Here is a 10,605-nt window from a genome sequence, read left to right as displayed (position 1 = left end):
TGGGCGGGATGGGCGTGTTCCGCGTGAAGCCGGACGGCATGAACCTCGGTTCGATCGTCGAGATGCTGAGCCACGACGGCACGCGCTCGGTGATGGCGCAGAAGTTCATTCCCGAGATCAAGGCCGGCGACAAGCGCATCCTGCTGATCGGCGGCGAGCCGGTGCCGTATTCGCTCGCGCGGATTCCGCAGGGCAGCGAGGTGCGCGGCAATCTCGCCGCGGGCGGGCTCGGCGTCGCGCAGCCGCTGACGGCCCGCGACCGCGAGATCGCCGACACGCTCGGGCCCGTGCTCGCATCGCGCGGGCTGCTGCTGGTCGGGCTCGACGCGATCGGCGACTGGCTGACCGAGGTGAACGTCACGAGCCCGACGTGCTTCCGCGAGATCATGGAGCAGACGGGTTTCGACGTCGCCGCGATGTTCATCGACGCGCTGGAGCGTGCGGCCGCGTAGGCCCGACCCGTTTCCCGCGCAACCCCGGCGGCGGCCGCGCAGGTCCCCCGTCGCCGGAGCAGCTTGACCGGCCTGCTACAATGCCCGCTCGCCCGGTGCCGTGATCGGCGCACCGAAGGCCCGGCGGTCGGGCCGACACTGTTGCAAGGCTGAACATGAAACGTTCCCCACACTCGCTACGCTCATTGCCCCGCCGCGGGGTATCGGCCCGCCAGGGGCGGCCGGGAGCGATCTGACATGGCCGGGATCCTGATCATCGCGCACGCCCCGCTCGCCACCGCGCTGCGGGACTGTATCGCGCACATCTACGGCGGCGTACCTGCCCGCATCGGCTGTATCGACGTGATGGCGGACAGCGATCCGACCCAGGTGATGGCGTTTGCGCACGCGGAACTCGCGCGGCTGCGGGAAGAAAACGGCGTGGTCGTACTGACCGACATGTACGGCGCGACGCCCGCGAACATCGCGGGCCAGCTCGCGAAGCTCGACAACGTGCGCGTGCTGGCCGGCGTGAACCTGCCGATGCTCGTGCGAGCCGTCTGCTACCGCACCGTGCCGCTCGACAAGCTGGTCGACAAGGCGCTGTCCGGCGGCGCGAAGGGCGTCCACGAGGTGTCGTCCGGCACGCCGCCGCCGCCGACGGAAACCGGCTGCGGCCAGTGCGCGCCGATTCCGCCGGAGCCGCAACCGCGCACCGAATCGCACTGAGCCGCCGTTTTCCGTTTTAGACCGACCCGCCGACGCGTGCCGCCGGCGGTCCAGACCGACCCGACCGAGAATCATGCTTCAACAAGAAACCACCATCGTCAATAAATTGGGGCTCCATGCACGCGCATCGGCCAAGCTTACGCAACTGGCCGGCAACTTCCAGTCCGAAGTCTGGATGACACGCAACGGGCGCAAGATCAATGCGAAGAGCATCATGGGCGTGATGATGCTGGCGGCCGGCATCGGCAGCACCGTGACGATCGAAACCGAAGGGCCCGACGAGCGGGAAGCGATGGACGCGCTGCTGAAACTGATCGCCGACAAGTTCGGCGAAGGCCAGTGATCGCGACGCGGAATCATTGCCGTTTCCAGTCAGAATGCCGCGGATCTCGCGGCATTTTTTTCGTCGGAAGCATTGATGCGGAATGCGCAATGCTGCGCTGCATGCAGTCAGCAGGGAGTCGCGGAATTTATAATCGCTAACCGGGGTCATAAGCGCATCGCAGCAGTGTGCCGCGGCTTTACTTGTACAGAGGAGGTGCGCGTGTCCTTCACGCTGCATGGCATTCCCGTCTCACGAGGTATCGCGATCGGGCGAGCGTATCTGATCGCGCCGGCGGCGCTCGACGTCGCCCATTACCTGATCGAGGCCAACCAGATCGACGCCGAAGTGGAGCGATTCCGCACGGCGCTCGACGTCGTGCGTCGCGAGCTCGAAGCGCTGCGCGCCGACCTGACCGACGACACCCCGAGCGAAGTCGGCGCATTCATCGACGTCCACACGATGATCCTGAGCGACGAGATGCTCGTGCAGGAAACCATCGACCTGATCCGCACGCGCCGCTACAACGTCGAATGGGCGCTGACCGAGCAACTCGAACTGCTGACGCGCCATTTCGACGACATCGAGGACGAGTACCTGCGCGAGCGCAAGGCCGACATCGAGCAAGTGGTCGAGCGTGTGCTGAAGGCGCTCGCCGGTGCGCCGTCCGCGTCGCAGGCGCTCGACGGCGCGGCCAGGAACGGCACGAACGACATGATCGTCGTCGCGCACGACATCGCGCCAGCCGACATGATGCAGTTCAAGACGCAGTCGTTCCAGGCGTTCGTCACCGATCTCGGCGGGCGCACGTCGCACACGGCGATCGTCGCGCGCAGCCTCGGCATTCCGGCCGCGGTCGGCGTCCAGCATGCGAGCTCGCTGATCCGCCAGGACGACCTGATCATCGTCGACGGCGACCAGGGCATCGTGATCGTCGATCCGGCGCCGATCGTCCTCGAGGAATATTCGTACCGCCAGTCCGAGAAGCTGCTGGAGCAACGCAAGCTGCAGCGCCTGAAGTTCTCGCCGACGCAAACGTTGTGCGGCACGAAGATCGAGCTGTACGCGAACATCGAGCTGCCCGACGACGCGAAGGCGGCCGTCGAGGCCGGCGCGGTCGGCGTCGGCCTGTTCCGCTCCGAGTTCCTGTTCATGCATCAGAAGGAGATGCCGGAAGAGGAGGAGCAGTTCGCCGCGTACAAGCGGGCCGTCGAGTGGATGAAGGGCATGCCGGTGACGATCCGCACGATCGACGTCGGCGCCGATAAACCGCTCGAGGCGCTCGACGAAGGCTACGAAACGGCGCCGAACCCGGCGCTCGGGCTGCGCGCGATCCGCTGGAGCCTGTCCGAGCCGCAGATGTTCCTCACGCAGTTGCGTGCGATCCTGCGCGCGTCCGCGTTCGGCCAGGTGAAGATCCTGATCCCGATGCTCGCGCATGCGCAGGAGATCGACCAGACGCTCGACCTGATCCGCGAGGCGAAGCGCCAGCTTGACGACGCGGGGCTCGCATACGATCCGAACGTGCGCCTCGGCGCGATGATCGAGATCCCGGCCGCGGCGATCGCGCTGCCGCTGTTCCTGAAGCGCTTCGACTTCCTGTCGATCGGCACGAACGACCTGATTCAGTACACGCTCGCGATCGATCGCGCGGACAACGCGGTCGCGCACTTGTACGACCCGCTGCATCCGGCCGTGCTGCATCTGATCGCGTACACGCTGCGCGAAGCGAAGCGCGCGGGCGTGTCGGTGTCGGTGTGCGGGGAGATGGCGGGCGACCCGGCGCTCACGCGCCTGTTGCTCGGGATGGGGCTCACCGAGTTCTCGATGCACCCGAGCCAGTTGCTCGTCGTGAAGCAGGAGATCCTGCGCGCGCACCTGAAGGCGCTCGAAAAGCCGACGGCCGACGTGCTGGCCGCGTTCGAGCCGGAGGAAGTGCAGGCGGCGCTACAGCGGCTGTCGGTCGCCGAGCCGCGGGCGGACGCGGCCGCGTAGGCGTTTTCGTCGCCGCCAACTGTAGCGAAGTGTCACGCATGCGCGTCCAGCGCATGCCCGTCGCGCGTCAGTGCCGACCCCCGCACACGGGGCAGTCGGCCTGGCGCGCGATTTTCATCGTCGTCCATTCCATCCGCAGCGAATCGAGCATCATCAGCCGGCCGTTGAGCGTCTTGCCGATGCCGCCGATCACGCGCAGCGCCTCGGCCGCCTGCATCGCGCCGATGATCCCGACGGTCGGCGCGAACACGCCCATCGTCGAACACGCGACTTCCTCGAACGGCTGGTCTTCCGGGAACACGCACGCATAGCAGGGCGCGGCCGCGTCGCGGAAGTCGAACGTGCTGATCTGGCCGTCGAAGCGCAGCGCGGCGCCCGACACGAGCGGCACGCCGTGCGCGACGCACGCGCGATTGATCGCGTGCCGCGTCGCGAAGTTGTCGGTGCAGTCGAGCACGACGCTCGCATGCGGCACGTGCGCGTCCAGCCACGCATCGTCGACGCGCTCCGCGACCGCGTTCACCGTCACCTCGGGGTTCAGTTGCGCGAGCGCGTCGCGCCCCGACTCGACCTTGCTGCGGCCGACCGAGGCCGTCACGTGCAGGATCTGCCTCTGCAGGTTCGTGAGGTCGACCGTGTCGGCGTCGACGAGCGTGAGCGTGCCGACTCCGGATGCCGCGAGATACATCGCGGCCGGCGAGCCGAGGCCGCCCGCGCCGACGACGATCGCATGCGCATCGAGAAAGCGCTGCTGCGCCTCGATGCCGATCTCGTCGACGAGGATGTGGCGGGAGTAGCGAAGGAGTTGATCGTCGTTCATGGGGAGTCGTGAGCGAGGCGGGCGGACGTTCGTTATTTTAGGCGCGCATGAAAAACGGGCCATCGCGGTCTTCCCGCGATGGCCCGTTCGATGCGGCCGGCGCTTACTTCGGCGCGGATGCGGGCTTCGGTGCGGAAGCCGGCTTCGCGGCGCTTGCGCCCGATGCCTTCGACGCCGTCGCCGCCTTCGCGGCCGGGCTCTTGGTCGTGCTCTCGGCGAGCAGCGACTTCGATTCCTGGACCGGCTTGCCTTCGAGCTTGTTGAGCGCCTGCTGCATCATGAAGTCGTCGGCGCTGCCGAACTCGATCGGCTTGCGATCGCGATCCTTCTGGCGTTGCTCCGGCGTCTTCTTGTCGTTCTGCTCTTCGAGAATGCGCAGCTGATCCATCCGGCGCTGTTCGCGTTCTTCCTGCTCCTTCTTCTCGTTCGGATCCTGCGTGTTCGCGAGGTGGTTCGTGTAGTCGACCTCGCGCGTCACGAGCACGTCGTCCGGATCGCCGTCCGCGTACTGATCGACCGGCACGTCCGGCGTGATGCCCTTGTTCTGGATCGAGCGGCCGCTCGGCGTGTAGTAGTACGCGGTGGTCAGACGCAGCGCGGTGTCGGCCGTCATCGGGCGCACCGTCTGCACCGAACCCTTGCCGAACGTCGTCTTGCCCATGATCTGCGCGCGCTTCGAATCCTGCAGCGCACCGGCGACGATTTCCGACGCGGAAGCCGAATACGCGTTCGTCAGCACGATCATCGGCACAGTCTTGAAGATCGGCGGCAGGTTCTTCAGCGGATCGCCGTCGAAGGACGGCAGGCGATAGTTGTCGTACGTATCGCGGTAGACCTGCTTCGAATCGGGGATCTGGCCGTTGGTCGACACGACGACCGAGTCGGGCGGCAGGAACGCGCCGGCCACGCCGACCGCGCTCTGCAGCAGGCCGCCGCCGTTGTTGCGCAGGTCGAGGATGAGGCCCTTCAGGTTCGGCTGCTGGCGCGCGATGTCCTGCAGCTTCTGCGCGAGATCGGGCGTCGTGCGCTCCTGGAAGCTCGTGATGCGGACATACGCGTAGCCTGGATCGAGCATCTTCATCTTCACGCTCTGGACCTTGATGATCGCGCGCGTGACCGTGACCGGGAACGTGCGGTCGTCGCTCTTGCGGAAGATCGTCAGCGTGACCTTGGTGCCCGGCTCGCCGCGCATCTGCTTGACGGCCTTGTCGAGCGTCATGCCGCGCACCGGCTTGTCGTTGATGCGCGTGATCAGGTCGCCCGGACGGATGCCGGCGCGGAACGCGGGGGTGTCCTCGATCGGCGAGATCACCTTGACGAGGCCGTCTTCCTGCGAGATCTCGATGCCGAGACCCGCGAAGCGGCCCTTCGTCTGCTCCTGCAGCTCGTCATAGTCGGTCTTGTCGAGGAACGACGAGTGCGGATCGAGGCTCGACACCATGCCCTTGATCGCCGCCGTCAGCAGCTTCTTGTCGTCGACCGGTTCGACGTACTCGCGCTTGATCTGCCCGAATACCTCCGCGAACAGGCGGAGCTGGTCGAGGGGAAGCGGCGCCGTGGCGGTCTGCTCGGCCGATGCGGAAACCTGCAGCGTGGCGAACACGCCCGTGGCGAGGCCCGCGGCAATCAGGCCGATGTTCTTCAAATTCATTCGCATAGAGAGTCTGGTGCGGTCGGGAAGCGCGTGGCGGTAGCGGGGATGTAGCGGACAAGTATAACTGTTCGTCCGATAACTCAGTGGAACGGCGCGAAAAGCGTCGAAAAGGCCGCAGAGGCCCCGGCGGGGGCGCTGCGGTTCGAAAGCGGGTTCGACCGCAGCGGGGCCGCGAAGGTTCGCGCGGCGTGCAGCGTGCAGCGTGCAGCGGGCGACCGGGGCCGGGCGCGCCGCGCCGGAACCGGGCCTGCCCGCCGCGTCGGGCGTCAGCCCGCCTTGCCTTGCTTCGCGACGGCGGCCTGCGCCTGCGCGATCGCTTCCTGGTCGCCGAGGTAATAGTGCTTGATCGGCTTCAGGTTTTCGTCGAGCTCATAGACGAGCGGCACGCCGTTCGGGATGTTCAGGCCGACGATGTCGCTGTCCGAGATGCCGTCGAGGTACTTGATCAGCGCGCGCAGCGAGTTGCCGTGCGCAGCGATCAGCACCTGCTTGCCGGCGCGCACCGCCGGCGCGATCGACTCGTTCCACAGCGGCAGCACGCGCGCGACTGTGTCCTTCAGGCACTCGGTGAGCGGCAGCTGCTCGCGCGGCACCTTCGCGTAGCGCGGGTCGTTGAACGGCGCGCGTTCGTCGGTCGGCTCGAGCGCGGGCGGCGGCGTGTCGTAGCTGCGGCGCCACACGAGCACCTGCTCGTCGCCGAACTTGGCGGCCGTTTCCGCCTTGTTCAGGCCCGACAGCGCACCGTAGTGGCGCTCGTTCAGGCGCCACGAATGGACGACCGGCAGGTACATCAGGTCCATCTTGTCCTGCACGTGCCACAGCGTGCGGATCGCGCGCTTGAGCACCGACGTGTACGCGATGTCGAACGTGTAGCCGGCCTCCTTGAGCAGTTCGCCGGCCTGGTAGGCCTCGTTGCGACCCTGTTCGGTCAGGTCGACGTCGACCCAGCCGGTGAAGCGGTTTTCCTTGTTCCACGTCGATTCGCCGTGGCGGATGAGAACGAGTTTGTACATGGATCTTGCGGTCGGTAGTGATAGGGAAGCGGGGCGCGTCGCACGGGACCGAACCGGGGCCCGACATCGCGCAAGACGGTTATTTTATAATGGCGGGATTGTCCTCATCCGATTTCTCTTTTTCCGGCGGCATTCCGTGACGTTCTTTACCAATTACACGAACCTGGCCCTTATCGCGATCCTGCTGGTTTCCGGCGGCCTGCTCGCATGGCCGGCCCTGCGCCGCGGCCGCGGCGGCCTGTCGGCCGCCGAGGCGACGCAGCTCATCAATCGCCGCAACGCGGTCGTGATCGACCTGCGCGCCGCGTCCGACTTCGCCGCCGGCCACCTGCCGTCGGCGCGTCAGGTCGCGGCGGGCGAGATCGGCGCGAAAATTGCGCAGGTCGCGAAGAACAAGAGCACCCCGGTGCTGCTCGTCTGCCAGAACGGCCAGCAGTCGCAGAAGGCGGCGCGCGAGGTCGAGGCGGCGGGTTACGCCGAGGTGCACGTGCTCGAAGGCGGCGTGGCCGCCTGGCAGCAGGCCGGGATGCCGGTCGTCAAACAAGGAGTGGCGAAGTGAACAAGGTTTTGATGTACAGCACGCAGGTGTGTCCGTATTGCATGCAGGCCGAGCGCCTGCTGAAGCTGCGCGGCGTCGAGCAGATCGAAAAGGTGTTGATCGATCGCGATCCGGCCCGCCGCGAGGAAATGATGACGCGCACGGGGCGCCGCACGGTGCCGCAGATCTATATCGGCGACACGCACGTCGGCGGCTACGACGATCTGTCGAAACTCGACCGCGAAGGCGGCCTCGTGCCGCTTCTGCAAGCGGCCTGATTAGGGCAGAATGGCCGCCGGCCGCGCCGCGGCTTGGGCGCGCAGGATTCATCCGTGGCGGCCGGCGAGCAGCCGGGCCGCCCCGTCACCACTTTTAGGGAAACACCATGTCCGACGTCGAAAACCAACCGTTCTTCAACATCCAGCGCGTCTACCTGAAGGATATGTCGCTCGAGCAGCCGAATTCGCCGGCGATCTTCCTCGAGCAGGACATGCCGTCGGTTGAAGTCGAAGTCGACGTCAAGGCCGACCGCCTCGCGGAAAGCGTGTTCGAAGTCGTCGTGTCGGGTACCGTCACCGCGAAGGTGAAGGACAAGGTCGCGTTCCTGATCGAAGCGAAGCAGGCCGGCATTTTCGACATTCGCAACATTCCGGACGAACAGCTCGACCCGCTCGTCGGCATCGCATGCCCGACGATCCTGTTCCCGTACCTGCGCTCGAACATCGCGGACGCGATCACGCGCGCCGGCTTCCCGCCGATCCACCTCGCGGAAATCAACTTCCAGGCGCTGTACGAGCAGCGTCTCGCGCAGCTCCAGCAGCAGGCTGGTGCGGCAGGCGCACCGAACGGCGCGCCGAATGGCACGACGCTGAACTGACGTTTCGCTCGGACCGGTGCTGGGTATGAAAGTAGCCGTTCTCGGCGCCGGTGCCTGGGGCACCGCGCTCGCGGGTCATCTGGCCGCGCGGCACGATACGCTTTTGTGGGCGCGCGACGCCGCGCTCATCGCCGGGCTGCAGGCCCGGCACGAAAATTCCCGCTATCTGGACGGCATCGCGTTGCCTGACGCGCTGCGCTACGACGCCGATCTCGGCGTCGCGCTCGCGCATGGCGCCGCGGACGACGCGCTGTGCGTGATCGCCGCGCCGGTGGCCGGGCTGCGCACGCTGTGTCACGCGATGCGCGACGCCGGCTGCGTGCCCGCGCATATCGTCTGGGTCTGCAAGGGCTTCGAGGCCGACACGCACCTGCTGCCGCATCAGGTGATCGCGGCCGAGCTGCCCGGACAGCAGAGCAACGGCGTGCTGTCGGGCCCGAGTTTCGCGCGCGAGGTCGGGCAGTCGCTGCCCGTCGCGTTGACGGTGGCGAGCACGTCGGCCGGATGCCGCGAGCGCACGCTCGCCGCGTTCCATCACGGCGCGATGCGGATCTATACGGGCGACGACGTGGTCGGCGTCGAGGTCGGCGGCGCGGTGAAGAACGTGCTGGCGATCGCGACCGGCATTTCCGACGGCCTCGGCCTCGGGCTGAACGCACGCGCCGCGCTGATCACGCGTGGCCTCGCCGAAATGTCGCGGCTCGGCGTGGCGCTCGGCGGCCGCGCGGAAACCTTCACGGGCCTCACGGGCCTCGGCGACCTGATCCTCACCGCGACGGGCGACCTGTCGCGCAACCGCACGGTCGGCCTGCAACTGGCGGCCGGCCGCACGCTCAACGACATCCTCGGCGCGCTCGGCCACGTGGCCGAAGGCGTGCGCTGCGCGCAGGCCGTGCTGGCGCTCGCGCGCGCGCAATCGATCGAAATGCCGATCACGGAAGCCGTGTGCGGGGTGCTGTTCGACGGCATCGCGCCGCGCGACGCCGTCAGCGGCCTGTTGCGCCGCGACGCGCGCGCCGAGTAGCGCGAGCCGGGTTCGCCCGGCACGGTTGCGCCGGGCGCGCGGCGCCAAAGCGGACTACGCTTGAACAATCTCCGGCGTTCCGCGAGGTCGTCATGCTGCAGATCCATTCCACCACGCTCGATGCGCAAGTCGTCGACATCACGACGCTCGAGGTCGACGCGATCGTCAACGCCGCGAACGGCTCGCTGCTCGGCGGGGGCGGTGTCGACGGCGCGATTCACCGCGCGGCCGGCCCCGGCCTGCTCGCCGAGTGCCGCACGCTCGGCGGCTGCGACACCGGCGACGCGAAGCTCACGCGCGGCCACGGGCTGCCGGCGCGCTATGTGATCCACGCGGTCGGGCCGGTCTGGTACGGCGGCGCGCGTGGCGAGGCCGAGTTGCTCGCGTCGTGCTACCAGCGCGCGATCGAACTGGCCGAGGAAGTCGCCGCGACGTCGATCGCGTTCCCGGCGATCAGTTGCGGGGTCTACCGCTATCCGGCCGAAGCCGCCGTCGATATCGCGGTCGGCACCGTCGCCGAGATGCTCGCGCAGGCGCCGAACCTCACACGCGTGGTGTTCGCGTGCTTTTCCCCCGATATCTACGACCTGTACCGTGCACGGCTCGCGCGAACCTGACGCGTTCGACGCCGCGCGCGACGAGCGTCAGGCGCCGCCTTCGAAGCCGGCCTGGCGCCACGCCTCGAACACGACCACCGCGACCGTGTTCGACAGGTTCAGGCTGCGGTTGTCGGGTCGCATCGGCAGGCGCACGCGCTGTTCGTTCGGGAAGCGTTCGAGCAGCTCGGCCGGCAGGCCGCGCGTTTCCGAGCCGAACACGAACCAGTCGCCGGGCAGGAACGCACGATCGTGGAAGCGGCCCGAGCCGCGCGTCGTGAACGCGAACATCCGCGCGGGATCGGGCGCTTCGGAGGCGACGAATGCGTCCCAGTCGCGGTGCACGCGCATTTGCGCATACTCGTGATAGTCGAGGCCGGCGCGACGCATGCGCGCGTCGTCGAGCGGAAAGCCGAGCGGCTCGATCAGGTGCAGGTGCGCGCCGGTGTTCGCGCACAGGCGGATCACATTGCCGGTGTTCGGCGGAATTTCGGGGGCGACGAGGACGACGTTGAACATGTTTCGGTTTGGCTGGGCCGGCCGGAGCCGCGCAACGCGCGCGGGCTCCCGGCCGACCGGTTCGTGACGGCCGCATTCGCGGCGGCC

At 67.6% G+C, this 10,605-nt stretch carries 12 protein-coding genes and 1 pseudogene; 9 read left to right on the top strand and 4 right to left on the bottom strand.

What is annotated here, in order from left to right; all coding sequences use genetic code 11:
• From H0X91_RS20600 to ptsP, 4 genes and pseudogenes are all read left to right on the top strand, one after another.
• A pseudogene (locus H0X91_RS20600) lies at positions 1-452 on the top strand (glutathione synthase); the annotation flags it as partial.
• 237 nt (positions 453-689) lie between these two features.
• Positions 690-1,160: a PTS sugar transporter subunit IIA gene (locus H0X91_RS20595; RefSeq protein ID WP_006487073.1), complete on the top strand. Its 471-nt coding sequence runs from the start codon at positions 690-692 to the stop codon at positions 1,158-1,160.
• A 73-nt stretch (positions 1,161-1,233) separates the two neighbouring features.
• On the top strand, positions 1,234-1,503 hold the full coding sequence (locus tag H0X91_RS20590; protein WP_006477716.1) for an HPr family phosphocarrier protein: 270 nt from the start codon (positions 1,234-1,236) through the stop codon (positions 1,501-1,503).
• A 201-nt stretch (positions 1,504-1,704) separates the two neighbouring features.
• Positions 1,705-3,477: a phosphoenolpyruvate--protein phosphotransferase gene (gene ptsP / locus H0X91_RS20585; protein WP_006487070.1), complete on the top strand. Its 1,773-nt coding sequence runs from the start codon at positions 1,705-1,707 to the stop codon at positions 3,475-3,477.
• A 67-nt stretch (positions 3,478-3,544) separates the two neighbouring features.
• Here the strand turns inward: ptsP and H0X91_RS20580 are convergent, their stop codons facing one another.
• From H0X91_RS20580 to gpmA, 3 genes are all read right to left on the bottom strand, one after another.
• Complete coding sequence (locus tag H0X91_RS20580) at positions 3,545-4,297, bottom strand: HesA/MoeB/ThiF family protein (RefSeq protein WP_006487067.1); 753 nt, start codon at positions 4,295-4,297, stop codon at positions 3,545-3,547.
• Positions 4,298-4,400: 103 nt separating this feature from the next.
• Positions 4,401-5,954, bottom strand: coding sequence for a S41 family peptidase (locus H0X91_RS20575; RefSeq protein WP_006487071.1), 1,554 nt, complete (start codon positions 5,952-5,954; stop codon positions 4,401-4,403).
• Positions 5,955-6,217: 263 nt separating this feature from the next.
• Positions 6,218-6,964 carry a 2,3-diphosphoglycerate-dependent phosphoglycerate mutase gene (gene gpmA, locus H0X91_RS20570; protein WP_006481562.1) on the bottom strand — a complete coding sequence of 249 codons (747 nt, stop codon included), beginning with the start codon at positions 6,962-6,964 and terminating at the stop codon, positions 6,218-6,220.
• Positions 6,965-7,100: 136 nt separating this feature from the next.
• On the opposite strand from gpmA, the gene H0X91_RS20565 reads away from it, so the two are divergent.
• The 5 genes from H0X91_RS20565 to H0X91_RS20545 all read left to right on the top strand — a co-directional run bounded on the left by H0X91_RS20565 (position 7,101) and on the right by H0X91_RS20545 (position 10,020).
• Positions 7,101-7,523, top strand: coding sequence for a rhodanese-like domain-containing protein (locus H0X91_RS20565; RefSeq protein WP_006481558.1), 423 nt, complete (start codon positions 7,101-7,103; stop codon positions 7,521-7,523).
• Entirely contained in the window at positions 7,520-7,780 is a 261-nt protein-coding gene (grxC, locus tag H0X91_RS20560; protein WP_006477722.1) for a glutaredoxin 3, read from the top strand. The genes H0X91_RS20565 and grxC overlap by 4 nt, the downstream gene beginning before the upstream one ends.
• A 107-nt stretch (positions 7,781-7,887) precedes the next feature.
• Positions 7,888-8,379 carry a protein-export chaperone SecB gene (gene secB, locus H0X91_RS20555; RefSeq protein WP_006481561.1) on the top strand — a complete coding sequence of 164 codons (492 nt, stop codon included), beginning with the start codon at positions 7,888-7,890 and terminating at the stop codon, positions 8,377-8,379.
• Positions 8,380-8,404: 25 nt separating this feature from the next.
• Positions 8,405-9,403, top strand: coding sequence for an NAD(P)H-dependent glycerol-3-phosphate dehydrogenase (locus H0X91_RS20550; RefSeq protein WP_006499050.1), 999 nt, complete (start codon positions 8,405-8,407; stop codon positions 9,401-9,403).
• A 92-nt stretch (positions 9,404-9,495) separates the two neighbouring features.
• The gene (locus H0X91_RS20545; protein ID WP_062911165.1) at positions 9,496-10,020 is read left to right on the top strand and encodes an O-acetyl-ADP-ribose deacetylase; all 525 of its coding nucleotides are present in this window, start codon (positions 9,496-9,498) and stop codon (positions 10,018-10,020) included.
• Between the two features lie 27 nt (positions 10,021-10,047).
• Here the strand turns inward: H0X91_RS20545 and trmL are convergent, their stop codons facing one another.
• The gene (gene trmL / locus H0X91_RS20540; protein ID WP_034201336.1) at positions 10,048-10,518 is read right to left on the bottom strand and encodes a tRNA (uridine(34)/cytosine(34)/5-carboxymethylaminomethyluridine(34)-2'-O)-methyltransferase TrmL; all 471 of its coding nucleotides are present in this window, start codon (positions 10,516-10,518) and stop codon (positions 10,048-10,050) included.
• Between the last annotated feature and the right edge of the window lie 87 nt (positions 10,519-10,605).

It is taken from the genome of Burkholderia sp. 9777_1386 (genome assembly GCF_015712265.1).
GTDB classification, from domain to species: Bacteria; Pseudomonadota; Gammaproteobacteria; order Burkholderiales; family Burkholderiaceae; genus Burkholderia; species Burkholderia cenocepacia.
The sequence above is the reverse complement of the archived record's forward strand: the minus strand, read 5'-3'. Positions and strand labels throughout refer to the sequence as shown.

Bases quoted from the DNA above. Each gene is read 5' to 3' on its own strand.
- H0X91_RS20575 (WP_006487071.1), bottom strand. From the start codon at position 5,954: ATGCGAATGAATTTGAAGAACATCGGCCTGATTGCCGCGGGCCTCGCC.
- gpmA (WP_006481562.1), bottom strand. From the start codon at position 6,964: ATGTACAAACTCGTTCTCATCCGCCACGGCGAATCGACGTGGAACAAG.
- secB (WP_006481561.1), top strand. From the start codon at position 7,888: ATGTCCGACGTCGAAAACCAACCGTTCTTCAACATCCAGCGCGTCTAC.
- H0X91_RS20595 (WP_006487073.1), top strand. From the start codon at position 690: ATGGCCGGGATCCTGATCATCGCGCACGCCCCGCTCGCCACCGCGCTG.
- H0X91_RS20580 (WP_006487067.1), bottom strand. From the start codon at position 4,297: ATGAACGACGATCAACTCCTTCGCTACTCCCGCCACATCCTCGTCGAC.
- H0X91_RS20550 (WP_006499050.1), top strand. From the start codon at position 8,405: ATGAAAGTAGCCGTTCTCGGCGCCGGTGCCTGGGGCACCGCGCTCGCG.
- trmL (WP_034201336.1), bottom strand. From the start codon at position 10,518: ATGTTCAACGTCGTCCTCGTCGCCCCCGAAATTCCGCCGAACACCGGC.
- H0X91_RS20545 (WP_062911165.1), top strand. From the start codon at position 9,496: ATGCTGCAGATCCATTCCACCACGCTCGATGCGCAAGTCGTCGACATC.
- H0X91_RS20590 (WP_006477716.1), top strand. From the start codon at position 1,234: ATGCTTCAACAAGAAACCACCATCGTCAATAAATTGGGGCTCCATGCA.